Source organism: Ruegeria sp. YTSC002 (genome assembly GCF_059609845.1).
In genome coordinates, this window is record NZ_JBXWML010000016.1 from 43,633 (window position 1) to 69,715 (window position 26,083).

Below are 26,083 nucleotides of genomic sequence, written 5' to 3' on the forward strand. Positions count from 1 at the left end.
CAATGCGTCTTTATCTTGCTGATCTTGGACATAACCTCGTTACTGCCACGTCGGACACCTACCCGTTGGGTGTTGGAAATCTTGCGACCTATGCCCAGGCTCATGCAAAAAGCCCGACACCGGTCGAGGTCGCGATCTTTCGTGATCCGCAGGAATTCAAAGCGGCCGTCGACACAGCTCCGCCCGATGTGGTCGGCTTTTCCAGCTATTCCTGGAACCACCATCTGGCCCTGTCCTTTGCCAACTACGTCAAGGCGGTCAATCCCAACAGCCTGACCCTGATGGGCGGCCCCAACTTCCCGCTGACCGAAGAAGAACAGGACAGCTGGATCCGGACCATGCCACAGATCGACATGCATGTGCGCGGCCCCACCTATGAGGGCGAGCGCGCGTTCCTCAGCACGCTGCAACGCTTCATCGATGTCGGCGCCCGACGCGAAGGCATGTGGGAAGAGGCCGTCGATGGCGCGCTTTACGTGCACCCAAAAACCGGAGAGATCCTGCGCGGGGCCGAGCCGCCCCGCATCCGCGATCTGGATGAAATCCCCTCGCCCTATCTGGCCGGGCTGATGGACAAGTTCTTTGACACCGGCCTGTTTGCACTGATGCAGCTGGCACGGGGCTGCCCGTTCACCTGCGCGTTCTGCAATTCGGCGGTCAAATCGAATTCGAAGGTCTTCCGCCATTCGTTTGAACGCACCAAGGCCGATCTGGATTACATCGTGGCCCGTATCAAACATGCCAGCCCGCTTTGTTTTGCTGACGACAATTTCGGTATGTATGTACAGGACGAAGAGGTGGCCGATTACCTGGGCCATCTGATGGACCGGTACGATTGGCCCAAATATATCCGCACCACCACGGGCAAGAACCGCGGCGACCGGATCATCAAGGTGATGCGCAAAGCCAAGGGCCGGTTGCCGATGACCTCGTCGGTTCAGTCGCTGAATCCGGAAGTTCTGAAAAATATCAAACGCGACAATATCAGCCTGGACACCTATGCCGAGGTACAGCAGGAGCTGCATTCAAAGGGCATGCAATCCTATGGCGAGCTGATCCTGTGCATGCCCGGTGAAACCAGGGAATCCTTCATGGATGCCGTCGATCAACTGATCGAAACCGGCGTCAGCCGGGTCGCGGCGCACCAGTTGATGCTGCTGCACGGCGCACCCCTGGCCAATCCCGACAGCCGCGAGAAATTCGGCTTCAAAACCCTCCATCGCGTGGTTGCCCGATGCCTGGGCAAATATACCGGTCCAACCGTGGTCGAGACCGAGGAAATGGTGGTCCAGTCCGAGAATTTCTCGTTCCAGGATTATCTGGACACCCGTGTTTTCCACCTGCTGCTGACGATCTTCTATTACGAAGACAATTTCGAAGAAGCCTTCCGGCTGGCGCGGTCCCGTGGCATCCGGCCCTTCCTGATCGTCAAGCATATGCAGGACATTCTTGATCAGGCCCCCAAACCCTTCCGGGATGCGGTGGCCGGTTATCTGGAGGAAAACCAGCAGGAGCTGTTTGAAACCCGCGCCGATTGTGTCGCCTGGGCGCAGGAAAATTATGATGATCTGATCAGCGGCGAGTTGGGGGGCAATCTGCTCAGCAAATATTCGATGATTGGCCGGTTCATCGTGCTGGACGAAGCACTTGATTTCCTGAAACGGGCCATCAGCGACCTTTTGGACAAGGACGACCACGAAGCGCACGAGATGCTCGACACGATCATCAATTACTACAGCGCCGTGATGCTGCATGTGCCCTTCTCGGAAACCCTGGAACACGAACCCGTCTGGAGCTCGTCTTTCGATGTCGAGGCCTGGCGGAATTCGGGATACGAGGGCGCCCTGACCGATCATCAGTTCGACGCGCCACGCAAATTTCAGACGCAGGTCGACCCACGCATAAAAACAACTCTGCTGTCCCGGATCAACACCTTTGGTGAACACGCTTCGGGACTGGGCCGGTTCACACGAACGATGTTTGCCAATGATTTCAGACGCGATTTCGTAGCGCTCGAAAACCAGCAGGCGGTCGAATAGGCCCACAAGCCTATTCGCCATCCTTCAGATAGACAGCTTCGCGGCCCGGGAAGGCCGCGATGATGTCTGCGTTCTGCTCGGGGCCCATATCGCGCAGGAAAATCGGTTTGCCTTCGGGCAGGAACGGGTCGTTGAGATAGAGTGCAGACCCGATATCGCCCTGTGTCGAGACAAAGACCAGAGCGTTTCCAAGCCCGGCAGCCTGCCGTCTTATGTCACCGGTATAGCCGCCATACCCATTGTATTTCGACACTCCCCGCCATGGGGTGAAGCTGACAACAGACACCGCACACAGCAATAGGATGACGCACTGCAGACGGCCACGATGCCGTTCGGGCAACCGGTCCCGGACGGTCTCGATCCCGGCCGCCGCCAAAGCCAGCGCCGGCAACAAAGCCGTATGCCAGTAGCGCGGCCCAAGATAGAACGTGCCCGTAAACCAGTAAAAAAACAGGGCCCCCACAAGGATCGCGAACACCACCAGCATGGCCCGGTCGAACCCGGTCAGCTTTCTGCCCCATATGAACGCAATCCAGACCGGAACCAGGGACCCGAATGTCCAGCCCAGAAGTTCGTAATTGAGCGCGGCAAAACCATTGATCAGATTCAGCAGACCCTCGGCCGGGCTATGCCCGACCCAGATGTCGAGCGCGCCCCAGCTCTCGGCCGGTGGCCCTACATTGGGACCAAACCCATAGGCATTCTGCGTGTCGGGCCATAACCGGCTCAGGTAATCCGCTTGCGGGGTCAGCAGCGCGTCTCCGGTGATCATCAGGTTGAGCAGCAAAAAGACCCCACCCGACAGAACACCGCCCAAGGCGCAGGCGATCACCTGTCCGATCCCCCCCGGCAGGCGCCGCAGCAACCACAGGCCGGTCAAAACGCTTATGATCAACCCATCAAGCTGTCGGGTGACAAAGGCCCAGCCCAAAGCCAGACCTGCAACAAGCGCAAGCAAGACATCCCTGCGCGTTGATCCCTCTCCGGCTCTGAGCAGACACCACCATCCCAGCAGCACCATCACCAATGTCGTGGAATGTGCCATCAGCGTGCCCCCGACGGCGAGCACCCAGGGTGACGTGGCCATCAGCAACGCCACCAGATCGGCCCGTTCGCGACTGACGGCACGGCACACGATGCCATGCGCCAGCCAGACAGAGATTCCGGTCAGCACGGGGTTGACCAGCCACGGCACCCCGGCCAGCACGCCAAGGCTCAGAACGATGGCCCAACCCTGTGCCGGCACGCCGATCCACTGATCGCCGCGAATGTCGAACAGATAATATTCCAATGCGGGCTGCGCCGCTGCGGGTGGGGCCGGGCTTCCGAGGACACCCGCAGCAAAGGTGCGCGCCTGAAACAGATAGGCCACCTCATCCTCGACATGAGGCACGCGGTCGAACGCCGCCCAGGCCAGAGCCGCGCTGGCCAGCGTAGCAAAGACGGCCAGGGCCGGAACCGGGATGCGGGGTGCCCTGTCAGGCCCGGCAACTGTGAAAACGGCGACCAGCGTCGCCATCTGCACAAGGTTCAGCGCACCGCCGATCCCGATCTGCAAACCGAAAGCCAGATAGTACCCGTAAGCCACGTAGGGCGTCGCAGAAACGCAAAAGGCCGCAGCCAGCCCCAGCAAAAGGATCAGCCGCCACCGTCCTGCTTCTGCCATCAGGCCCGTTATGGCCGCCCTTCCCTGCGGCCGCACAAGCACAAAGCCCGTCAACACCGTCTGTCCCGCCAGTATCGCCAGCATGATCAGGTTTTCAGGAGGGTTTGCGGAAATCTCGAGCCGTGGAAACCAAAGGGGCTGGGTCAACCACAACCGGGCCGCACTGCCCAAAAGCAGCGCCGCGCCAAGCAGGCCAAAAAGAAGCTGGCCGCGCTGCCGGAAAACACCCACCACAAGCAGTGCAGCGATCGCCATGGCTGCAAACCAAAGGCGCAGGTCCGCCAATGTGGCATTGCTGCCCGCGAGGTCCGCAGCCCAGGCCGAGCTGCCGCATAAGGCCATCGCCCCGGCACAGAGCCACATCGCCCGACCTGAACGCATTTTCATGCCAAATGCTCGTCTTTGACAATCGCCGGGTCCCGTGCGGGACCTTCGATATTGATGCGTTCCTGTTCAGTGACGATCGGACCGCCCCGCACCTGATTGTGGATCGAGGTTATGTATTCCCCCAACATGCCGATAAACAGCATCTGGATGCCCGACAGGAAGAACAGGGAAACGATAATGGTTGTTGTCCCGCGTGGTACCTGATCGGGGTTAATGAAAAACAGCACTGCGGAAATAAGAGAAAACAGAATACAGGCAGCGGCAATCACCAGCCCGCTGATCGTGCAGAAGCGCATGGGCGCGCGCGTAAAGGAAAAGATTGCGTTAAGTGCCTGATCCGTCAATGCCATCAGGCTGTGCTTGGTCAACCCGCTTCTCCGCGCTTGCCAGACATAAGGCTTGATGATCCGGCGAAAACCGCAACTTGCGATGATACCGCGGATATAGGGGTAATGATCCTTGTGTGCCAGAACCGCCTTCAACACTTTGCGGTCGATCAGTTGAAACTCTCCGACAGACGGTTCCAACCACACATCGGATAACCCATTGACAATTCGATAAAAGATGCCGCGCATATTGCGCATAACAAACCCTTCTTCACGGATGCTGCGAGCCCCTGCGACCACGTCATATCCGCTTTCCCACAATTCGACGAATTCAGGGATCAGCTCGGGCGGATCCTGCAGGTCGACCGGCAGCATGACGACGATGCCGTCACCGGTCGCATAGCGCAATCCGTTGAAGGTTGATCGGAACACCCCGAAATTTCGGGCGTTGACCACCACCTTCACGTCCTGATCCTGCGCGGCAATCTCGCGCAGGATGTCCACGGTTCGGTCCGAAGAGGCATTGTCGATAAAAATATGCTCGCGCCTGTAGCCCGGCAGTTCTTTATCGAAAATCGCCTTCACGGTCTCATAACAATTCGCCACGTTGTCTTCTTCATTGAAGCATGGCGAAACAATAGAAATTGTTTTCATAGCTTTATTTAGCATCAAACAGCACCGCTTACCCCACCAATACCCGGGTATAATCATACCATCCCGCGAAGATCGGGATTCGCCAACACTTAACCCGCAGAAATGGTATGGAATAATGCGCGCATATCACCACAGAAGTGTGGCAAAATCATTTTTCCGTGGCAACAATACCCTGCGGCTATTGTTTCCGTTAAACCGACGTCCGTTAAGATTTCACGTGATTGTAAGTAGGCAAGACGCAGATGAATCGTAAACTACGAAATTCACTTTTCAAACTTCACACCTGGCTGGGGCTTCATCTATCACTCTTTTTCGCGTTCATGTTCCTTACGGGCACTTTGCTTGTTGCCGGCTTCGAACTTGAATCAATCGGCCGCCCGGATATCTGGACCACGATAGACAAGGAAGAGCGCACCGCCAGCTTCGGCATGATCTATGACGGCATCAAAGAGGCCCACCCCGAGAGTGGCATTTTTCTGATGATCAAACGCCCGACCCCTTGGTTTGTGGATCGCACATTCGGCCGCACGGGCTGGGGAGAGAATGTCAGTTTCTGGACAGACCCGGTGACCGGTGCCGTCATCGAAGAAACGCGCCCCAATGGATTTCGCGATATCCTACGGGACTTGCATGATACCTTTCTGACCGAGAAGCGGATCGTGTTCATGCTGGTCAGCGCCACATCCATGATCCTGCTGTTTCAGATCATCAGCGGCCTCATTACTTATAGGCGGTTCTGGAAAGGGTTTTTTCGCTGGCCCAGCCGCGCTACCGGATTGCGAACGTGGGCAGGCAGCACACACCGGCTGACAGCTCTATGGTCAGCGCCACTCCTGATTTTGACCGCCGTGACCAGTTTCTATTTCCTATTGGGCAGCCTGGGGTTTGAAGGCACCCAGCCACAGCCCAAACCACCCGTCCCGCGTGAAACCGTCCTGCCAGCCAATTTCGGTTCAGACCTTATCGATCAGGCCGAGGCCAGCGCCCGCGACGCGCTGCCCGGGTTCGAGCCGTTCATCATGTTCCTGCCTGATAAACCCACTGGCTCTTTCGGTTTCACAGGACATGTCGCAGGACAATCGGGATTTTTCGGACCAGGTAATGTATCAATCGATCCGGTAACACTCGAAGTTCTGGGGGCTTACACGGCAAATGAGGTGAGCGGGCTCGCCTACTGGAAACCTCTTATGGACATGCTGCATTTTGGCACATGGGGTGAGGCATATTCGATGGCGCTGTGGATCGTCCTCGGGCTGATTACGACCTGCCTCGCCGTCACCGGCGCTTTGATTTTTGCAGGCCGACTTGCCCCCGAAGCGGCGCATCTCGGTCCCATCAGGCGGATTTGGCGAGGCATGGGATGGACACGGTGGGCGTATTTGCTGCTCATGATGGGTATTATAGCGGTTGCTGTTCTCCGCTTCGGCCCCGGATCCCATTCTAAAACCAGCGCGTTTGCAATTGATGCGCCGCCCTCGGCGGTCTGGATGCTCATGCACGCACCACTCAGACGTGACACCCCCCTGGATATCGAATTGCGGATCAACGAGCCCGATGTCGAAACCGTATCCATCGAGTTCAATGGGAAAGAGGTACAGTCGCTTGAGTTCATGCAAACAGGCGAGACTGCCATAGCATCTTTTCAGCTACTGCCCTCGGACATGGAAAACACCATCGTTGCCCATCTGCAAAAACCGGATACAGACACAAGAACCGCCACCTTCCGCCTGGGACGACCCCTTTGGTAAGCGAAGCCCCGCCGCCTTTAATCAACCGGGATACTCAGCCCGCCGGGTTGTGTATCCTGCAAACCTGTTCCTTCTTCTCCTTCGGTGGGGGCATTCAACGCCATATCAATGACCTCAGCACCTCGCTGATGGCACACGGGCACAAGGTAATCAAAGCCGGAACCCCCGGAAAAGCCACTGCCCCCGAGGATGGCAGTCTGTTTTTGCCCTTACGGTTCGACCGTGTCAGCGATCACGCTGCCAACGGCCAGCTTGGCCTTGTAACGCGGCTTCACTGGCTGGTACGCTCGGCCCTGACCCTGCGGCGGGCGCTCAAGGCACATAAGGTCGATGTCATCCATGCCCATGAAACTGCCCCGCTTCTGACAGCCCGTCTGGCCAGTCTGGGGATGGGGATCCCCATTGTGATGACCTATCACGGCTCGTCGCCCGACCGTCTCAACGCGGTGGCCCGCGCCTGCCGGCAGCAAGCCGATCTGGCAATCTGCCCCAGCGAAACCGTCATGCAATCCCTGCTGGAACGCCAGGTCGACCCCGATAAGGCGCGGGTGATGCTTTTGGGGGTACGTCCCAACCCGCCCGCCGATCCGGCCGCCGCAGAGGCCCTGCGGCGTGAACTGTTGGGCGAAGATGGCACACATCTGGTTCTGTCCTTGTCCCGTCTGGATCACCAGAAAGGCCTCGACGCGATGATCGAAGTGGCCCGGCGTGTGCGGCGGGACCTGCCCGGTCTGCGGATCGTCGTCGGGGGCGAAGGCGTGCTGCGCGGCCAGGTCGAGGCCTGGGCCGAACAGGCCGACGTTTCCGACATCATCCGTTTCCCCGGGGTGATCTCGGATGTCGCCACCTATCTTGCGGCCTCGGATCTTTATCTGCTGACCTCCCGGTGGGAGGCCCTGCCGATTTCAATTGTCGAGGCGTTCCGCGCCGGGCTGCCGGTGATCGCCACCGATTGCGGCGGTGTGCGTGAATTGGTGGATGGTGATGTCGGGCGCCTGTGTGCGGTCGATGATCTTGACGCCCTGTCTCAGGCGCTGCGCGATCTTTGCACCGACCGCGCCGAATATGACCGGCTAAGCGCCAATGCCACGGCCCGCGGTGCAGAAGACAGGTTTTCGCCAGCCCATGTGCATAGCGGGTTTGAAAAGCTGTATCGGCAACTGGCCGGGCGGGGATAACCCCCGGTCAGTCCGCCGCGCCGTTCTCAAAAGCACCAGCTTCCAAGGCATGGGCCAGATCGGCCCGCCCTGCACGATGCGCGGCCTGCGCAAAGGCCGCGCCGAACCGGCCCAATACCTGATCTTCGCGCCAGAGCGTCTCAAACCCGTGCCGCGCCGCTGCCGCCATCTGATCCCGCGCGGTGCCTCCGTCCTGAAAACGGCGCATGGCTGCGATCAGATCATCCTCGGTTTCGAACAGTTCCCCGCCCCCTGCCCGTTCCACGATCTCGGGGAACGGACCCAACCGCCGGGCGATCACCGGCGTGCCCAGCCGGAAGCTTTCGATCAGGATGATGCCGAAGGTTTCATAACAGACCGAGGGCACGATCAGCCCCAATGCACCACGATAGTAGGCGTTCAACTCGTCAGGCGTCTTGCGGCCCAGGAATTTGATCCGGTCATTGCCTGCGGCCTGTGCCTTCAGCTCATCCGCATAATCGCCATCACCGAGGATCAGCAGATCGGCATCCGGGTAACGATCAAAGGCGGGGAAGACATCCTGCAACCCCTTGATCTTTTCCAACCGCCCGACAAACAGGAAATAGGGGCGTTCCTGCGCCGCCGGTTCCGGCAGGGCGCTCTGATCCAGGTCGGGCAGGAAATAGGGCAGCACCTGCATGTCCTGCCGCAGGCCGAATTCACGATGTTTGGCGCGGCTGAATTCGCTTTTGGCGATGATCAGGTCCATGTGATCCAGCGCCCGGTCCAGCGCACCGGTATAGCGCCAGAGCTGCGGCGGACGCTTGTGCTGCAACACGCAGCGCAGGCACTGGCGGTCATCGCACAGCTCGCGCCCATGTCGCCACAGCACATGGGTCGGGCAGACCAGCCAGTGCTCATGCGCTTCATAGACTTTCAACCCCTCGCCCATCGGCAACAGGCCCGGCCCGCCGATCAGGGATGTGTTGTTGTGCCAGATGATATCCGGCTTCCGCTCGGCCAGTATCTCGCGAATGCGGGCGGCGTGCACAACCGGGCGGCCCAGCTGCTGGGTCAGCAGGTTCGACATCACGCCGTTGCGGCTGCGCAGGCCGATCCGCCGCACGCCGTCGGGGTCGCCCTCGGGCTGGGGCTTGCCGCCCAGGATCAGATAGCTGTCTTCGTCATGCACCACCGTCACGTCATGCCCGCGCGCCACAAGCGCCCGCGCCATGCGCTGAATGCCGATGGCGTCACCGCCAAAGGAATAGGGGGGATAAAATGTGGTGAACATCAAAATGCGTAACGATTTCATCTATCTCTCAATTCCTTGAGTGTCAGCCGCAGGCAGGTGCCCGTCTTGCGGCCCAAGCATCGAAACCAGCAGGCGCAGCCTGTCCCGCTGGAGCAGAAAAGCCAGCAAACCATAGGCCAGAACACCCGTCACCGTGCCGGCAAGTAAAAGCAAAGCCGGAGACAGGCCGTCCAGTTGCCACACGACCCCCTGCACTGCCGCCGCCATCCCCCCTGACAGCAGGAGCGGCGCAAGATGCTGCCGTATCAAAGCCGGGCCGGACAGCCCCGCAATATGCCCCAGATTGGCAAATTTGAGCGGCCAGACCAGCAGAAAGACAGCCACAAAACCGGCTGTGACGACCGGCAATCCATACGGGGCCAGCACCACAATCACCCCTGCCGCCAGCGCCACCTCGACCCAGGACAGGATCGCCAGACGACCGGGCTGACCGGCCGCCAGACAAAAGGTCTGCTGCACCTTTTCGGCGCACAGATACATGCCAAACACAGACATCAGGCTCAGGACCGGAGCCGCCGGAGCCCATTTCTGACCGAACAGCAGCACCAGCGCCGGTTCCGACAGAACCGCCAGCCCGGCAAAGGCCGGAAAGGCCAGAAACCCGGTCAGGCGCATGACATCGATCAGCAAATCCGTCGCCGGACCACCATCGCGCGCCGCCGCACCAAAAGCAGGCTGCGCCACGGTGCGCAGCGGTGTGATAACCAGGAACGAGGCGGTCTCGATCACGCGCCAGGCGATTGCGTAATACCCGGCCGGAACCGGCCCCAGCATCGCGCCGATGATCACCGCAGGCGATTGCACCGCAGCCAGTTCCGCCGCGCGCAGGCCCAGAATCCGGTGACTGAAATGCAAGACCCTGCGCATATGATCCCGCGACGCATGGAATGCCGGGCGCCAGGAGACCGCCCCCCAGGCCATCACGATATTGGTGGCCGTCATCGCCAGCCGCTGACCGACCAGACTCCAGACGCCGTATCCCGCCAGCGCCATGCCAATGCCCACGCCCCCTCCGACCGCCGCGCCGAGCGCTGCACGGATGGCCAGAACACGGAACCGCATTTCCCGGCGCAGGATCGCCACCGGCACCGCCGTCAGGGAAATCATCAGCACCGTTGGGGACAATCCGATCAACAATTCACGCGCAACAGGCTCATTGTAGAAATATGAGACCGGCCCCGCGCCCAGATACAGCACAACCGTCAACACGCCCCCCAGCAGCGCCAACAGCCAGAAAACCGAGTTCAACCGCTCCGGTGACAGCGCCTCATGGGTCAGCAGAATGTCGGAAATCGTTTCGCGCACCAGGAATTCGGAAAACAGCACAAAGGCTGCAACCATCGCCAGAAGACCAAAGGCCTCGACCCCTAAAATACGGGCAAGAATGGCAAAAATGATGAAATTGAACGCCTGCTCGACCCAGATACCAGCCGACATCCAGGCAACTCCACTGCTGAAACTCTGCCGCCCTGACATCCGTTTCCTTCCTGCCGCCCGCACCCCGCCAAGTGCCGATGGCACACATGGCTCAAACACTCACACCTGTTGCGCACTGTATGCGCAATTGCAAACTTGACGCCTTAACGGTCGAATTTGGTCAAATTTATTGTCTATGTTCAGTCTGTACGTGTTCGAATACTATACGCAATACAGGGAATTATGCCCGTCACGTTCCAAGCGCCGCGCAAATCTTGCAGCGGGGGCTGGGGCAGGGATTATTGAGTGAATAAAAGGTTTTCATTTTCATGAACAAAGTCGCAGAGCCGATGGAGACGAACAGCACCACACCCGAAGAGCTGATCGCATCGGAAACCGCCGGCATGAGCCTGAGCGTGGTCATTCCCGCCTATAACGAGGAAAACGCCGTCCGCCACACGGTCGAGGACGTGCGCACCCATCTCGAACCGCTGGGCATTCCCTATGAGATCATCGTGGTGGACGATGCCAGCCAGGACAACACCCGCGCCGAGGCCGAGGCCAGCGGCGCGACCGTCACCTTCAACGATGTCAATTCCGGCTATGGCGCCAGCCTCAAGCGCGGGGTGCGGATGGCGCAGCATGAATATGTGGCCATTCTGGATGCCGACAGCACCTATCCCGCGCGCTACCTGCCCGGAATGCTGGCCCTGTGCCGCGATCAGGACATGGTCGTGGGCGACCGGGGCGCGGCGATGAAGAACGTGCCGCTGCTGCGCCGTCCGGCCAAAAAATTCCTGTTCGCTTTCGCCTCGTTCCTGGCCGAGCGCAAGATCAATGACCTCAATTCCGGCCTGCGGGTGTTCCGCAAATCCGAGTTGGTCCCGTTCCTGCCGCTCTTGCCGCAGAATTTCTCGTTCACCACCACGATCACGCTGTGCATGACCTCGAACGGCAAGCGGATGATCTATACGCCGATCGAATACGGCAAGCGGGTGGGCAAATCGAAGATCCGGCCGATTGATTTCATCAATTTTATTATCCTGATCTTGCGGATCAGCACGTTGTTCAATCCGCTGCGGGTATTCATTCCTATGGGGCTGGTGTTTTTTGCTCTGGGGGCTGTGAAGTTCACTATTGACCTCACCTACCTAAACCTCAGCGGAACCACGGTATTCGCGTTCCTTGCTGCGATCATGATCTGGTCATTGGGATTAATCGCCGACATGATCTCACGGCTGCATCTCAGGCCCTGATTGGGCATGACACAAACTTTCTGAAGCAGTAAAGGAATGCACACGTGACGGATGTCTCCCCTTCAGATGGCGGCACTGAAAGACCCCATATCATTATCCTCGGTGCCGGGCCGGCCGGTCTGGCCGCGGCCCATGCCCTGACCGGGCAGGCGAAAGTGACCGTGATCGAACGCGCGCCCAGTGCGGGCGGAAATTCGGCCTCATTCCCGATCGAGGGCGTGATCTGCGATTATGGCTCGCACCGGTTTCATCCGGCGGCCGAGCCCGAGGTTCTGGCCGATGTGAAATCCCTGCTGGGCGACGATCTGCTGCTACGCCCGCGCCACGGGCGCATCCGGCTGGGCGGCAAATGGATTCACTTTCCGCTGAAACTGACCGACGCGCTGATGCGCCTGCCCAAACCCTTTGCCGCGTCGCTGATCGGCGACATGGTGCTGAAACCCTTCCGCAACAAAAGCGAAGGCCCCGAGACATTCTCGACCGTGCTGTATGACGGGCTGGGGCCGACGATTTCGGACAATTTCTATTTCCCATACGTGCGCAAGCTGTGGGGGCTGGATCCAGACAAGCTGGCGGTGAAACTGGCGGAACGACGGGTGGGCAGCGGCTCGGTCGGCAAGATCCTGATGAAGATGCTGCGCCTGCTGCCGGGGCTGCGCAGCGAAACGGCGGGCCGGTTCTTTTATCCGCGCAAGGGGTTCGGGCAGATCTCGGACGCGATGCGCAACAGTGCCGAGGCCAATGGCGCCACCTTCCTGTTCAACACCGAAATCACTGCCATCGAGCGGGACGGCAATCGCATCACCGGGTTGACGATCCGCGACGAAGAAGGCGAGCGGCACCTGACCGGCGATCTGATCCTGTCGACCATCCCGCTGACCGGGCTGACGCGCCTGATCGGCGATGCTCCGGCCGAGGTGGTCGAAGCCGCCCGCGCCATCCGCTTCCGCGGCATGATCCTGCTGTACCTGGTGCTTGAGACCGACCAGTTCACCGAGTTCGATGCGCATTACTTCCCGGAACTGTCGATCCCGATCAGCCGCATGTCGGAGCCCAAGAACTATAACGCCAGCGGCGAACCCAAGGGCGTCACCGTTCTGTGTGCCGAACTGCCCTGCGACCCGGATGAAAAATGGTGGTCCATGTCCGACGAGGAACTGGGGCAGGAGTTCACCAAATGGCTGGGCCAGCTGGGCCTGCCGGTCACGGTACCGGTGCGCCGCTGCGAAACCCGACGGCTGAGCCATGCCTATCCGGTCTACGATGTGGGCTATGAAGACCGGTTCGATACGGTCGATCAATGGCTCTCGGATCTGGACGGATTGCTCGTATTTGGACGGCAAGGCCTGTTCGCCCACGACAATACGCACCACGCCTTTGCCATGGCCTATGGCGCGGCGGATTGCATCGACGACAAGGGCAATGTCGACCGCGCGAAATGGAACTGCTATCGCGAGGTCTTTGCCACCCATGTGGTGGAAGACTGACCCATGCCCGCCTGGCAGGCCGATATCCTGATGTATCATTCGATCTCGGATGCTCCGGGGCCAACCTCGATTGCACCCGACATCTTTGCGGCGCAGATGCAGGCGCTGGCGGCATCCGGCCTGCCGGTGGTCACGCCGGACGCGCTGGCCAACCCGCCTGCCCCCCGTGTGGTCATCATCAGTTTCGATGACGGGTTCCAGGATTTCGCCGATACCGCCTGGCCGATCCTGCGCGAACATGGCTTCTGCCCGATCGTCTATCTGCCCTCGGGCCTGATGGGCGGCACCGACAGCTGGGCCGGGGGCAATATCCCGCCCCGCCCGCTGATGGGCTGGGACCGGGTCGAGGCGCTGGCAGATGAAGGCGTCTGTTTTGGCGCACACAGTATCAGCCATCCCGATCTGTCGACGCTGGATGCAGAGGCCCTGGAGGAAGAAGTCACCGGATCCGGTCAGGATATTGCCGCCCGGCTTGGTCAACCCACCCGGCATTTCGCCCCGCCCTATGGCGCGTCGAACCCGACGGTACGCGCACAGATTGCCCGGCACTACGACACCTCGGTCGGCACCCGTCTGGGCGTGGCCGGGCCAGGGGATGACATCCACGACCTGCCCCGGCTCGAGATGTTCTATTTCACCGACATCGCCCGCTGGCAGGCTCATCTGGCCGGGCGCGGCGGGTCCTATCTGGCGGCCCGCAAACTGATGCGCGGCGTGCGAAGCGGGCTGAGCAGGGTGCTGCCCATCAACTGAATGTCAGGCTTCGGGTGCAAGCGTTCCGATCCGGTGGGCATTCGCCATCACACTGAATGTAATTGTCGTGGCCGGGATGGTCGGCAGGACAGAGGCATCAACGACGTGAATGCGCGTCGCGCCATGCGGGCGCCCCAGCACATCGCTTTCACCCGGGCCCGGGGCATCTGACATCGGCAGATCACCTCCGACATGAAAACTGGCCCCCGGCGCCCCGAACCGCGCTGCAAAAGACAGGCTGGTCAGACCAAGCCCCCGCAAGGCCCGGCCATAGCGCGCAAGTGCGGCGCGCATTGTCTCGGCGGTTGCGGGATTTTCGTTCAGTTCCGGGCGTAACCGCCCATCCTCTGCCAGACGCAAGGCTATTTCATGCGAATGATCGGAATGCAGGAAAACCTGCGCCACGATCAGACGTCGGGCCAGGGCCTCAAGCAGCGGCCCGCTGCCGGGTATCCGGCGGCCATAGTTCTGTTTCAGATCGCGGGCATAGTATTCGTTCCAGGTATAGATCTGCGCGTGAACCAGTTGCCGCGATACGGTCGGGTCATCCAGTTCGGCAAAAAGCTGCGGCAGCGTCTGATAGGGCAAAACATCGGGCCGCCTGGGCACCCGCCAGCGATGCAGCATCGGCAGAAAGGCCTGCTGGCTGTCTTTCAACACCAGCTCCTTGCCCCGCAGGCCGGGTGACGCCAACAGGATGCGTGCGCTTTCAAGCACCCCGGTGGCCAGAAACACCCGGCTTCCGCGGACATCACTGCCATCTGCCAGAGTGACGACGACATCATTGCCTTCCTCGCGGACCTGCCGCACCACGTGATCTGCACGGTAGGTAAAGCCCGGCTCTGCCTGCAACGCCGCACGGGTCTGTCTTGCAGACCAGATCAGCGACCACGGGCACCCGTGCAGACACAGCCCGCAGGTCTGGCATCCCGATCCAACCGCCTGACGTGCCAGACCGACATGCATCCCAGCCCCCTGCAATGCCTTCGCCTTCTGCCTGGACCGGGCCAGCAGCATCCCGGCCTGCGCGGTTGGTGGAACGGGTGTTCGGCCTGTCATATCGCAGGCGGGAAAGAGATTCTGAAGCCCGTCCTGTTGCCCGGACACAGGCATTATGTCCGCCACCGCGCTGTAATGTGGGGCAAGATCGTCGGTCGTTATGGGCCAGTCGTCGATATCCGCCTGCCGATACGGCAAGACCGCAGCGCCCCAGACATTGGACAGCCCGCCCGCCGCCCGCGAGGCGCGCAAAGCAAACCAATCCGCCCCTTCCGCCAAGATGCGCGCAGGTGAGGCCAGCGCATAACCTGTTCCATAGCGCCACACCTCGCCTTCCGGGGCCTGAAACTGAGGTTCCATCCAGGCTGTACGCGCCTCAGCGGTCCAGTCTTCGGCGCGGGTTCGGGACATCTGCTGCACCCGGTCCGTGACCCCGGGCCCCGGTTCCCCCCCGGCATCCAACATCGTGACGTTTCGCCCCCGCGCCAGCAAGGCCCGGGCGACGGAAACCCCGGCAGGCCCGGACCCTATGACAAGATCGCTCACTGCGCCTTTACTGCCCGGACCAGAACCAGCATTTCATAGTTGGGATCATGGGTGGACAGTTCTTCGGGCGCAATTTCACTGGCCCCAAGGCCGTGCAGGTTGCAGATGCAGGTAAAGACATTGCCAACGGTCGACACCTCGACATTCTCTGCCGGGAAGACCGCCCGGAACAGGCGGCGCTTGGACTGGCTGGTGAAATGCCAGTATTCACCCCAGTCATCCACGCCTTCACGGCGCGCCACACGAGTCATCCCATGCGAGGTACACAGCACCACGCCACCGGGTTTCAGAATGCGTTCCAGCGTAGCAATCGCCTTGTCGACCTCAAAGATCATCTGAAGGGTCTGGGTGATGATGATGCAATCGAAACTGTTGTCGGGAATATGCGGCGCATCGGTGATATCCGCCACGATGGTGGCCTGCGGATTGCCCTCGACATAGCTCAGTACATCCGCCTGCGTGACCCGGTCACCGCCGAATTTCTTCGTATAGGCCGGATCACCGAATTCCAGAACCCGGCCACGGATATCGTCGCTGTGATTTTGCAGGAATTCTTCCATGTAATGGCGTTCGATGGTCAGCAGGTCGCGATCCTGCCCGAACACGGCACTGATCGGCGACAGCCGCCGCAGCCCGCCGAAATCGACCGACCCAACCGGCACCGACTGAAGATTGTGCAACCGTTGTTGTTTACGGATCCATTTGCGCAGCCGGTCCGGCAGCAGCACGGTCGCGGTGTCGCGCACCAGCTTTTCAACTCTTTGTCCCGGTGTCATCGTGTTTGGCTCTTCATGCGTAGGCTTTGGCGCGTTTCTCGGCCATGATGTCAGCGATGATATCATCCAGCGTGCGCGCCGGGCTGAACCCGGTGAACCGCCGCAGCTTCGAGACATCCGGCAGACGGCGGGCCATGTCTTCGAACCCTTCGGGATAGACCTCTTCATAGGGCACCAGACGGATTTCGGACGCGGATCCCGTTGCGGCGATGACCTTTTCGGCCAGCCCCCGGATCGTCACTTCCTGTTCACCACCGATATTGAAGACCTGCCCCCGGGCTTCGGGGACATCGAGCAGACGCATGAGCGCCTCGATCACATCGGCCACATGGCTGAAACAGCGCGATTGCTCGCCGGTGCCATGAACCTGAATCGGCTGGCCGGACAGGGCCGCTTCGATGAAATTCGGAACAACCATGCCATAGCGCCCGGTCTGGCGCGGGCCGGTCGTGTTGAAAAAGCGCAGGACGATCACCGGCAGATCCACCTCGCGCGCATAGGCCAGCGCCATGAACTCGTCCAACGTCTTGGCGCAGGCATAGGACCAGCGCAGAATGCTGGTGGCGCCGATCGTCAGATCGTCATCTTCGTTGAACGGGAATTTCGATGCCTTGCCGTAGACCTCGGAACTGGAGGCGATGAAGACCAGGGGCTTGTGGCGCAGGGCCGCCCGCAACACGTTCTGCGTGCCGTCCACATTGGTTGCAATCGACTGGCTGGGCTGATCCATGATCAGCTTGACCCCGACAGCGGCAGCCAGATGAAACACCGCATCCGCAGCCCCGACCAGCTCTTCGACCAGACCGGTATCCAATACGCTGCCTTCGACAAAACGAAAGGCGGAATGATCCTGAACGGAAGACAGGTTTAGCAGAGATCCGGTGGACAGGTCATCCAGCACCGTCACCTCATGCCCATTGCCAATCAGACGCTCGGCCAGATGTGACCCGATAAAACCGGCCCCGCCCGTGATCAATATTTGCATGAAAAACCCTCGTACCAACAGAATCCACTCTAATGCCACAGGCTTAGCATAGGGATCGGTGGCCACCAAATGGTAGATACCGCTATGGTGCGCTGACAGGCCGGGCCTGCACAGTTTTAAGAAAAGGGCTGAATTGTTGCACAACGCATTAAGAATGTTGAACCTGCGGACATGACCGAAAAACACGTAGACCCCCGCCCCGGCGACGGGCTTGCAGGCCAGCGCGTGGTCGTGACCGGCGCGACCGGCTTTATTGGCCGGCGCCTGATCGATGCGCTGCTGAAACTGGAATGTGATGTGACCGCCTTGCTGCGCACGCGCCACGGGGCTGCCGCGTTGGAACAGGCCGGAGCAAAGGCACTGGTTTGCCCGCTGCACCCCGGCCCGGCTCTGACGCAGGCGCTGGACGGCGCGGCGGCTCTGTTTCATCTGGCTTACGATTTCCGGGCCTCCGGCGCGGAAAACCTTGCAGCCTTCGACGCGCTTGTCAAAGCCGCTGAAGACGGGTCCTGCAAACACATCGTGCATCTGAGTTCCGCCGTGGTCTATGACAGCTGGCCAAACGGGCCGATCACCGAGCGCAACCCGATCACGCCGGAAGATGTGCAAAGCTATCGCGGTTCCAAAATTGCGATGGAACAGAGACTGTTGCAGGGGAAATGCGACGCCGCCATCTTGCAGCCAACCATCGTCTACGGCCCCGGCAGCGCGCTCTGGACCAACGGGCCATTGGCGATGATGCGCCGGGGCGGCATCATCCTGCCCGACCCGCCCGGACAATGCCCGGCCGTGCATGTCGATGACGTGGTGCAGGCCGCCCTGCGCGCGGCCTCATCGCCCCGGGCCGGGGTCGAGCGATACCTGATCAGCGGGCCGGACACGCTGGGGTGGAAGGCGTTTTTCGAAGGCTATGCCCGCCTTGCCGGATGCGGAGAGGTTCGGATTGATCCGGTTGCAAACCCGGCCCCGCCCCCGCCGCCCAATGACAGTGCGCCCGCAGGCCCCTCTCTGGCGGGGCAGCTCAGCGCGCATCTGCGCCACCTTGTCGGGCGCCGCCGGGTCGAGGCCACCGCAGACTGGGTACGGTCCGTTCAGGCCCGGCTGGCGAACCCCCGGCCCGTGATGCCTGACATGGCCGGGCGCAGGCTTTTTGCCGGCCTGCCAGAGGTTTCAACCCGACATGCACAGGATCAGATCGGGTATGTGCCTCGTGTTTTCTTCGATGAATGGGTCGAGCATATGCGAAAACAATCGGCGCGCTGATTCAAGACTGCCTTGTTTTTGGAAACACCCATTCCGGGTCTTTGCCGGGAATGACAAATTAGTTGGCTTCGTTTCCGATCTGTCCTATCCGATGAAGAGAGAAGGTTTCCAATCTGCTAAGCTAATTTTAATTCAGTGTGACTTTGTACGATCAGGATAGATTATGAACTACGAAACCTCGCACCATCAGTCCCTCAAACAGCTTATCGCGGCGCGCGATGCGCGGGTTGCCGTGGTTGGGCTTGGCTATGTCGGGCTGCCGCTGGCGCTGACCGCCTATGATGAAGGGTTTGATACCACCGGCGTTGATCTGAACCCCGACCGGGTGGCGCGGATTAATCAGGGCGATCAGGTCATATCCTATCTGGCATCCGACCGGATCGCACAGGCGGTGGAGAGTGGGCGCTTTCGCGCAACGCAGGACGCCGCAGCACTGGCCGAGGCCGATATCATCCTGATCTGCGTGCCGACCCCGCTGACCGACGCACAGGATCCGGACATGCGCTTTGTCGCTGCCGCCGCGCAGACCATCGCGCAGCATCTGCGCCCCGGTCAGATGGTGGTGCTGGAAAGCAGCGTCTGGCCCGGCGCCACGACCACGCTGGTTCAGCCGATCCTCGAAGCGGGCGGTCTGCGGGCAGGTTCCGATTTCTTCCTGGCCTTCTCGCCCGAGCGCGAAGACCCCGGCAATGACAAATTCGACACGCACAGTATCCCCAAGGTGGTTGGCGCCGACGATCCGCTGTCGCGGCAACTGGTCGAGGATTTCTACCGCGCCATCGTCACCAGCGCCGTACCGGTCAGTTCGGCCGCCACGGCCGAAGCGGTGAAACTGGTCGAAAACAGCTTCCGTACCGTCAATATTGCGCTGGTCAACGAGTTGAAGACCGCGCTTGAAGCAATGGACGTGGATGTCTGGGAAGTGATCGAGGCGGCGGCGACCAAGCCGTTTGGCTTCATGCCCTTCTATCCCGGTCCTGGAATTGGTGGGGCCTGCATCCCGGTGTCTCCGGCCTATCTGGCCTGGCGCGCCGCGGATGCAGGATCTGATACGCCGCTGATCAATCTGGCCCGCTCCAGCAATGACGCGGTCCCTTCGATGCTGGCGGCACGGATGGCGGCGGAACTGGCCGCGCGCAACGGCTCGGCGCTGGCGGAAACCGGGCAACCCCTGACCGGCCAGCGCATCCTGCTGATGGGCATCGCCTATAAGCGTGATGTCGAGGACACCCGCCGCAGCCCGGCGCTGGTGCTGCTGGACGAACTGGAAAAGCTTGGGGCCGAGGTCGAGTATCACGACCCGTATTTCCCCCGCCTGCCCGAAGGTGGCGAATACCCGCAGCTTGCGGGCCGGACATCTCAGCCGCTGACAGCAGAAAATCTGAAACGTTATGCGGCGGTGGCCGTCATCACCGATCACAGCGCCCCGGATTATGGTCTAGTCGCGCGCGAGGCCGCGCTGGTCTTCGACACGCGCAACGTTTTTGAAAAGCAGGGGATCAGGGTGGCAGACGGACGGCTGGTCAAGATGTGAGCAACCCACCAGATCGCAGAAAGGCGGGTCGGCAGGCAGTTGGTTTTCGGCGCTATTTCTATCTGAACCCCCATTGCGGTGTCTTATGACCCCACGGAACTGCGCCAATCGGCGGAGCTTTGCATGTTCTGAGGGTTTGCGCGGGCAGAGATTGCAGTCATAAAAATTTTGCTAAATAGTACACTGAACATTCCAATGCCTGAAAACAGGCAGTGTTGAACGAGTAGTGGGGCAAAGCCCCGTCAGGTAAAAATAACCAAATTTTAACCCAAGGTGGTTCACAGTTTTGCCATGATTCCGGCGCGGAATCATACCGGGCACTCACCCCGGTGGCACAAACACGGCCACTCTGGAAACTGACGTGGCCAAAACCAATGCCGGAGGACCGGATAACATGATGGGAATTCTCGGAATAGCTGTCCTTGTTGGCTTGGGAGCCAGTGGATTTGCTTTGTACTCCGGCATGTCCATCCTGATGGTCATAGGAGTCTACATGCTGGCGGGTTGGGCATTCATCCTTGCCGCCGTCATCGTGATCTTCGCCATCCGGTCATTCAGACCACAGGCACAGAAACAGGATCACGCCTATTCGGGCTGATCCTTTACAATGTACCGGAACATCTTCCATCAAATCAGCAAATGCGCAGCGGGATGCCCTAGTCCCGTCCGGCGACCCGCTTGGCCACATAGCCCAGAAACGCCCGCTGCGGGTTTCTGATCTGTGGGCGGCCTGACGCGGCCCAATAAGCCAGCCAATCCGCTTCCAGCGCATAGACATCGCGGCCCGGCGCCATCGCCCTGGCCTCCTCCAGCGCCTGCGGCGGCAGGATCGGCTTGTCCGGCCCCTCGACCACCTGACCCCGGCGCGAGAACCGGATCAGGTCGCCCGGCTCTTCGGTCATCTCATAATCGGGCAGGTGATCGGCTGCGATCATGTCACGGATCATCTTGCGGAACACCCGGCGCGGTGAGGCCGAGCCAGATTTCTTCAGCAGCACCTCGACCGAGATCCGCCACTCGGGCTGACGGCCACAATGTTTGCGCGCCAACTCATAGATCCGCCGCTCGAGCGGTTTGCGCAGGCGGAAGTAATCGCGGCTGAGGGTCAGCACCGATTTCGCCAGCACCGCGCGGAACAGCCAGTCCGACAGTTTCACGCTGACGCTGGCCATCCGTCCTGCCCTTGTGTGCCGCACGATTTCCCAGCTTTCGATCAGGCCGAACCCGGTGGTGGTTTCCTTTTCACCCGTCACAATGTTGGTGGTGATCCTTGTGCCGGCCAGCCGCTCGAACGCTTCGCGCAGACGCTTGTAACCGTCACCGCTGGTTTCGCGGTTGGTGGCCACCAGCAGATCATGCGCCTTCAGATGCAGCACTCGGCTGACCGTCCGGCCCGCATTGATCGCCGCCATCAGCTGGCTGATGCAAAAGATCAGGATGTCCTTGTCGTGGATCGTCGCCAGACCGCGCACCGAAGGCGTCACCGTGATCTCGACCCCGTTATGTTCGTAATTGAGGATCCGCCGATCCGGCCGGGTCGAGAGCGAAAACATAGGATGCTCCATCGAACCCATATCTGTCTTGGGCAGCGCATCGAAGATATCGCATACAAAAAAATCGCCCGTTGGGTGCCGGTCAGGCAACAACGCCCCCGACCCGCTCATACTGCCCTGCCCATATGTCCTGCCCGAATCTTTGTTCGTGGTTTTATTGACGCTCACCGTAGAGTTATCCACAGGATGCGTAAAGCCGCCGGAACGTGGGTTCAGAGTCACTGCAACGTGGGATCAGAGTCACTCTATCGTGGGATCAGATTCAGTATGATCTGCAAGAAATACAAAAACCTCTTTTTTTTCTTATACTTAAGAAAACTCGAATTGACCCGTAACTAATAAGATAACAGGATTCTAACGGAACATTTTTTTGCTGTACGCTCAAAAGCAGCGTCTCGAAGGGTTTCTACCCCTTAATTTTGCTTAGAAAATCCGGTTTTGTGCTCATAATGCTTTCACATGCGTCCTTTTGTGGTATATTGGCGAAAACATAGCACATGGGCAGTATTTCAATGCGAGCAGCAACGTCCGAGGGGCTTCCCCCGTATTTCAATATCGATCCGGATCTGGCCTATGCTGAACTGGGTGATCCAACCGGAACACATGAGTTCTCACAGATCGCGGATGCCTGTGCACGGGGTCGTAGCGACCTGGCAAACCGGGGGCTGGAAGAAAACGGTCAGAAAAAGCTGCGCCTGTTTTCAACCTGGGAAATCACCAAATATCTGATCCCTGTGGCACCAGCCCATTTTCGCCGGGTCCTGAAAGGCAATCCGGATTTGCCCCAGGGACAGTCCGAAACCGAGGGCGGCGCGAAGTGGTTCACGCTGGATGAAGTTCTGCGGCTGCGGGCGCATTTCGCCTCGGAAGGATCCAAGGCAAAAGAATACCGTCCCTACCGACCCGAGGGTCTGCCCGCCAAGATCGTCTCGGTAGCGAATTTCAAGGGTGGCGTCGGCAAAACCTCGACCTGCGCCCATCTGGCCATGTCGGCGGCTCTGGACGGCTACAAGGTTCTGGTCATCGACCTGGACAGCCAGGGTTCGATGACATCGATCTTCGGCGGCAAGGTGAGCGATGAATGGCAGACGGTGTTCCCCTTGCTCGCCCGTCATTACGCCACCCATCTGCGCCGCGACAATCAGGGGCGTCTTGACCGGGGTGAGGCCCCGCATCCGATCGACGACACCTTGTCCGAGGCGCTGAAGACCCGCAGCAGCGATCTGATCCAAACCACCCACTGGCCGAATATCGATCTGATCGGAGCTCAGCTGAACCTCTACTGGGCGGAATTCCAGATCCCCGTCTGGCGGATGCAGGGCCGCAGCTGGAAGCTGTGGGATGCGCTGACCGACACGCTGGACGAAGATGGGGTGCTGGACGATTACGATATCATTTTCATCGATACCCCCCCTGCCCTTGGCTATCTGACGATCAACGGGCTGGCCGCATCGGATATCCTTCTGGTGCCCATGGGGGCCTCGTTCCTGGAGTTCGACTCCACGGGGCGGTTCTTTGACATGCTGCATTCCACCTTCCAGTCCATCGAGGATGGCGAGAACATGGCCGCGCGCGCCCTGGGGCGACCCGAGATGGCGTTTCAGTGGGATGCGGTGCGCACGATCATCACCCGCTATGACGGCAGCCAGCAGGCGGAACTGGCCGGGCTGATGCAGGCCTATCTGGGCCGGACCTTGTCGCCGCACTGGCAGGGCTACACGGCGCTGATCGGTCAGGCCGGGGAACAGGTCAACGGTATCTACGAGGCCGATTACCGCGATTTCAACCGCGAGACCTATGTGCGCGGGCGGGAAACCTTTGATGCCACCTATGCCTCGTTCAAGAAGCTGCTGATCGGCGTCTGGCGGGGCGAAGAACGGGCCCGGCAGGCCGAAGAGGCGGGAACACCGGAATTGTCGCTCTGAGCGCGATGTTTCGCGCGCGAAACACGCCTGCCATGTCCCGAAACAGAGTCTGATCCGCGCAGGAAAAGGAGAAACCAATGGCAAAACGCAAACGACTGACCCCTGCCCGGCCGGATTATCTGGAAGACAACCGCCCTGCCCCTGGGCTGAACCCCATGTTTCCCGCAGATACACCCCGCGCCGCGCCGCCGGTCGCGCAGGTGGCCGGGGCCACGGCGGCTCAGGCGGCGCTGGAAGAGCTGTCCGGAGAATTGCGTGCCGCGCGGGCCGAAGGGCGCTTGGTGCAGGATCTGCCGTTGGACGTCATCGAAGAAACCTATCTGGTGCGTGACCGCATGGCGGCAGATGACGCGGACATGGAGGCGCTGAGGGAAAGCCTGAAGACCCGCGGGCAGCAGACCCCGATCGAGGTCGTGGAACTGGAGGGCGGGCGTTACGGGTTGATCTCGGGCTGGCGGCGCCTGACAGCGCTGCGGGCGCTGGCGCAGGAGACGGGTGAGGCCCGCTTTGAAACCGTACGCGCGTTCCTCAGACAGCCACAGAGTGCTTCGGATGCTTACGTAGCCATGGTCGAGGAAAACGAGATCCGCGTCGGGCTGAGCTATTACGAGCGTGCCCGGATTGTGGCGCGCGCGGCAGAGCAGGGCGTTTACCCGGATGAGGCGGCCGCTCTGCGTGGGCTTTTCGCGTCGGCCAGCCGGGCGAAGAGATCTAAGATCGGCTCGTTCATCGCGATCTATCACGCCCTGGATGACCATTTGCAGTTCCCTTCGGCGATTCCTGAACGGTTGGGGCTGTCGATTGCGAAAGTTCTGAAGGAGGAGGCAAAAGCCGCTTCCTTGATCACCACCGCTCTGCGGAAGGCCGCACCTCAGAGCGGGGAGGCCGAGATTTCCGCTTTGACCCGTGCAGTGAGCGGCCTGGGGTCGAATGGGAAAAACCCACCTGCTGCCAAGACCCCCCTGAAAGAGACATTCGGCGGCATTCAGTTGAAACAGAGTCGAAACGGTGCACAGGTCACCCTGTCCGGCGAGGGAATGTCCGAGACATTTCTTGCGGAGTTGAAAGCCTGGTTGCACGCGCGCGGTACATGATGTTTCGCGCGCGAAACAGATTCTTCCATCACCCCAGCAGATCCGTTGCCGGGTTTTCCGCAATATCTACGTCATCATAATACTTCTGCGCCTGCGCCATTGAGCGGTGCAGCGACAGGCGCATGGCGGCCTGGATCGGCGCACCGTCCAGCGCGGCCTGGGTCAGAAAGCCAGACCGCAACCCGTGTGGTGAGGCAAACCCCTCGGGCAATCCGGCCAGCCTGAGGCGATGTTTCACGATCTGATAGATCGCATCCGGGGTCAGGCGGCGTTTCAGCACCCGGTCCGCCTTGGAGATGGGACGGAACAGCGGTCCGTCAGCAATCTCACCAACCTCGATCCAATGCACCAGCGCCTGCGCGGCGCGGCCCTTTAGGATCAAGCGCGGCGTCTCGCCCTTAGCTGTGGTCTTGGTTTCCAGCAGCGAGATCCAGACCACTCCTGATTTCTCAAACTCCTTGAGGCTGACATCCTCGCGCATCAACCCGGAGATCTCGGACCGTCGGCGGCCGCCCGAGGCCCAGCCCAGCATCAGGATCGCCCGGTCGCGGCAGTCGCGACGGGAGCCGCGACAGGTCGCGAGTAGCTGTTCCAGCACATCTCGGGTGATCGGGTGCTGCGACTTTGGGGTAGGCGGGCGGGCCGCCGCCCGACGCGCTTTGGCCCGGGCCTGTTTGAACTGAGGCGCGCCAAAGGGGCTGGCGAGATTCTTCATTCGGTGGAAGGTCAGCCAGGAGGCGATGCGCCGGTCCAGCGTCGATGGCGCCGGGCAGGCGAGGGATTTTCGCAGGCCTTGCAGGATGAGCGCTTCTGCCGTTTGACGCGCGATGTCCGCCTCTGGTGCAACGCTGAGATCGCGGGCGTGATCGAGAATGAAGGCGAGGGCGGTTTCCTCGGATTCTGGCCAGTCCAGTACAGCTTCAAACCGTGCAGCCTTCCAAGCGGTTATGTAGAGCAGATCACGTTCATAGGCCCGCAGCGTGTTGGCGGGGGTGCCGCGGATATAAAGATCGGTCAGCGCCTCCTGATCTGCCTGCGACAGGGCAGGGGAGGCGGAAGGGAGATAGGGGGCAGGGGGCTTCATGGCAGCCACTCTGCGTGTATTTCGCGGAAAAATCAAACAAACATGATAAGCGATACTTATCGGAAGTGAATAGTCAATAAATCAGAAAAAGCGGTAGGCGTCGTTTTCGGAACTTTTTGCGTTTTACTTGATTTAAGC

The 26,083-nt window shown here is 60.3% G+C and carries 20 protein-coding genes; 11 read left to right on the top strand and 9 right to left on the bottom strand.

The window, feature by feature from the left end:
* Positions 1 to 2: 2 nt before the first annotated feature.
* On the top strand, positions 3 to 2,039 hold the full coding sequence (locus AC2FFD_RS20575; protein ID WP_496873999.1) for a B12-binding domain-containing radical SAM protein: 2,037 nt from the start codon (positions 3 to 5) through the stop codon (positions 2,037 to 2,039).
* Positions 2,040 to 2,049: 10 nt separating this feature from the next.
* On the opposite strand, the gene AC2FFD_RS20580 is transcribed toward AC2FFD_RS20575, so the two are convergent.
* Positions 2,050 to 4,092 (bottom strand): hypothetical protein, encoded by a 2,043-nt coding sequence (locus AC2FFD_RS20580; RefSeq protein WP_496874000.1) that lies wholly within the window; start codon positions 4,090 to 4,092, stop codon positions 2,050 to 2,052.
* Positions 4,089 to 5,129, bottom strand: a complete 1,041-nt coding sequence (locus AC2FFD_RS20585; protein ID WP_496874001.1) for a glycosyltransferase family 2 protein — start codon at positions 5,127 to 5,129, stop codon at positions 4,089 to 4,091. Before AC2FFD_RS20585 ends, AC2FFD_RS20580 begins: the two co-directional genes overlap by 4 nt.
* A 185-nt stretch (positions 5,130 to 5,314) precedes the next feature.
* On the opposite strand from AC2FFD_RS20585, the gene AC2FFD_RS20590 reads away from it, so the two are divergent.
* Together AC2FFD_RS20590 and AC2FFD_RS20595 are read left to right on the top strand one after the other, a co-directional pair.
* A complete protein-coding gene (locus AC2FFD_RS20590; RefSeq protein ID WP_496874002.1) occupies positions 5,315 to 6,820 on the top strand; it encodes a PepSY-associated TM helix domain-containing protein in 1,506 nt (501 codons plus the stop codon).
* Between the two features lie 47 nt (positions 6,821 to 6,867).
* Positions 6,868 to 7,998: a glycosyltransferase family 4 protein gene (locus AC2FFD_RS20595; protein WP_496874022.1), complete on the top strand. Its 1,131-nt coding sequence runs from the start codon at positions 6,868 to 6,870 to the stop codon at positions 7,996 to 7,998.
* Between the two features lie 7 nt (positions 7,999 to 8,005).
* Here the strand turns inward: AC2FFD_RS20595 and AC2FFD_RS20600 are convergent, their stop codons facing one another.
* Both AC2FFD_RS20600 and AC2FFD_RS20605 read right to left on the bottom strand, forming a co-directional pair.
* Positions 8,006 to 9,274 carry a glycosyltransferase gene (locus AC2FFD_RS20600; protein ID WP_170347043.1) on the bottom strand — a complete coding sequence of 423 codons (1,269 nt, stop codon included), beginning with the start codon at positions 9,272 to 9,274 and terminating at the stop codon, positions 8,006 to 8,008.
* Positions 9,275 to 10,711 carry a lipopolysaccharide biosynthesis protein gene (locus AC2FFD_RS20605; protein WP_496874003.1) on the bottom strand — a complete coding sequence of 479 codons (1,437 nt, stop codon included), beginning with the start codon at positions 10,709 to 10,711 and terminating at the stop codon, positions 9,275 to 9,277. It lies immediately after the preceding gene.
* 308 nt (positions 10,712 to 11,019) lie between these two features.
* On the opposite strand from AC2FFD_RS20605, the gene AC2FFD_RS20610 reads away from it, so the two are divergent.
* The 3 genes from AC2FFD_RS20610 to AC2FFD_RS20620 are packed head-to-tail and all read left to right on the top strand — an operon-like array spanning position 11,020 to position 14,186.
* Complete coding sequence (locus AC2FFD_RS20610; protein WP_496874004.1) at positions 11,020 to 11,946, top strand: glycosyltransferase family 2 protein; 927 nt, start codon at positions 11,020 to 11,022, stop codon at positions 11,944 to 11,946.
* Positions 11,947 to 11,990: 44 nt separating this feature from the next.
* Entirely contained in the window at positions 11,991 to 13,433 is a 1,443-nt protein-coding gene (locus AC2FFD_RS20615; RefSeq protein WP_496874005.1) for a protoporphyrinogen/coproporphyrinogen oxidase, read from the top strand.
* A 3-nt stretch (positions 13,434 to 13,436) separates the two neighbouring features.
* Complete coding sequence (locus AC2FFD_RS20620) at positions 13,437 to 14,186, top strand: polysaccharide deacetylase family protein (RefSeq protein WP_496874006.1); 750 nt, start codon at positions 13,437 to 13,439, stop codon at positions 14,184 to 14,186.
* A 3-nt stretch (positions 14,187 to 14,189) separates the two neighbouring features.
* Here AC2FFD_RS20620 and AC2FFD_RS20625 read toward each other — a convergent pair whose 3' ends face one another.
* Genes AC2FFD_RS20625 through AC2FFD_RS20635 form a run of 3 tightly spaced genes read right to left on the bottom strand, consistent with a single transcriptional unit; the run spans position 14,190 to position 17,492 of the window.
* Positions 14,190 to 15,731 (bottom strand): GMC oxidoreductase, encoded by a 1,542-nt coding sequence (locus tag AC2FFD_RS20625; RefSeq protein ID WP_496874007.1) that lies wholly within the window; start codon positions 15,729 to 15,731, stop codon positions 14,190 to 14,192.
* Positions 15,728 to 16,507, bottom strand: coding sequence for a class I SAM-dependent methyltransferase (locus tag AC2FFD_RS20630; RefSeq protein ID WP_170347056.1), 780 nt, complete (start codon positions 16,505 to 16,507; stop codon positions 15,728 to 15,730). Before AC2FFD_RS20630 ends, AC2FFD_RS20625 begins: the two co-directional genes overlap by 4 nt.
* A gap of 13 nt (positions 16,508 to 16,520) precedes the next feature.
* Entirely contained in the window at positions 16,521 to 17,492 is a 972-nt protein-coding gene (locus AC2FFD_RS20635) for an NAD-dependent epimerase/dehydratase family protein (protein ID WP_496874008.1), read from the bottom strand.
* A gap of 171 nt (positions 17,493 to 17,663) precedes the next feature.
* On the opposite strand from AC2FFD_RS20635, the gene AC2FFD_RS20640 reads away from it, so the two are divergent.
* The 3 genes from AC2FFD_RS20640 (at position 17,664) to AC2FFD_RS20650 (ending at position 20,887) form a co-directional block, all read left to right on the top strand.
* Positions 17,664 to 18,755: an NAD-dependent epimerase/dehydratase family protein gene (locus AC2FFD_RS20640; protein ID WP_496874009.1), complete on the top strand. Its 1,092-nt coding sequence runs from the start codon at positions 17,664 to 17,666 to the stop codon at positions 18,753 to 18,755.
* Between the two features lie 163 nt (positions 18,756 to 18,918).
* Positions 18,919 to 20,289 carry a nucleotide sugar dehydrogenase gene (locus AC2FFD_RS20645; protein WP_170347069.1) on the top strand — a complete coding sequence of 457 codons (1,371 nt, stop codon included), beginning with the start codon at positions 18,919 to 18,921 and terminating at the stop codon, positions 20,287 to 20,289.
* Positions 20,290 to 20,683: 394 nt separating this feature from the next.
* On the top strand, positions 20,684 to 20,887 hold the full coding sequence (locus tag AC2FFD_RS20650) for a hypothetical protein (protein WP_480686319.1): 204 nt from the start codon (positions 20,684 to 20,686) through the stop codon (positions 20,885 to 20,887).
* Between the two features lie 58 nt (positions 20,888 to 20,945).
* Here the strand turns inward: AC2FFD_RS20650 and AC2FFD_RS20655 are convergent, their stop codons facing one another.
* Complete coding sequence (locus tag AC2FFD_RS20655; RefSeq protein ID WP_171364598.1) at positions 20,946 to 21,953, bottom strand: replication initiator protein A; 1,008 nt, start codon at positions 21,951 to 21,953, stop codon at positions 20,946 to 20,948.
* A gap of 401 nt (positions 21,954 to 22,354) precedes the next feature.
* On the opposite strand from AC2FFD_RS20655, the gene AC2FFD_RS20660 reads away from it, so the two are divergent.
* Together AC2FFD_RS20660 and AC2FFD_RS20665 are read left to right on the top strand one after the other, a co-directional pair.
* Positions 22,355 to 23,767, top strand: coding sequence for an AAA family ATPase (locus AC2FFD_RS20660; protein ID WP_245223642.1), 1,413 nt, complete (start codon positions 22,355 to 22,357; stop codon positions 23,765 to 23,767).
* 77 nt (positions 23,768 to 23,844) lie between these two features.
* Positions 23,845 to 24,861: a ParB/RepB/Spo0J family partition protein gene (locus AC2FFD_RS20665; RefSeq protein ID WP_496874010.1), complete on the top strand. Its 1,017-nt coding sequence runs from the start codon at positions 23,845 to 23,847 to the stop codon at positions 24,859 to 24,861.
* Positions 24,862 to 24,889: 28 nt separating this feature from the next.
* On the opposite strand, the gene AC2FFD_RS20670 is transcribed toward AC2FFD_RS20665, so the two are convergent.
* On the bottom strand, positions 24,890 to 25,945 hold the full coding sequence (locus AC2FFD_RS20670) for a tyrosine-type recombinase/integrase (RefSeq protein WP_496874011.1): 1,056 nt from the start codon (positions 25,943 to 25,945) through the stop codon (positions 24,890 to 24,892).
* Positions 25,946 to 26,083 lie beyond the last annotated feature (138 nt).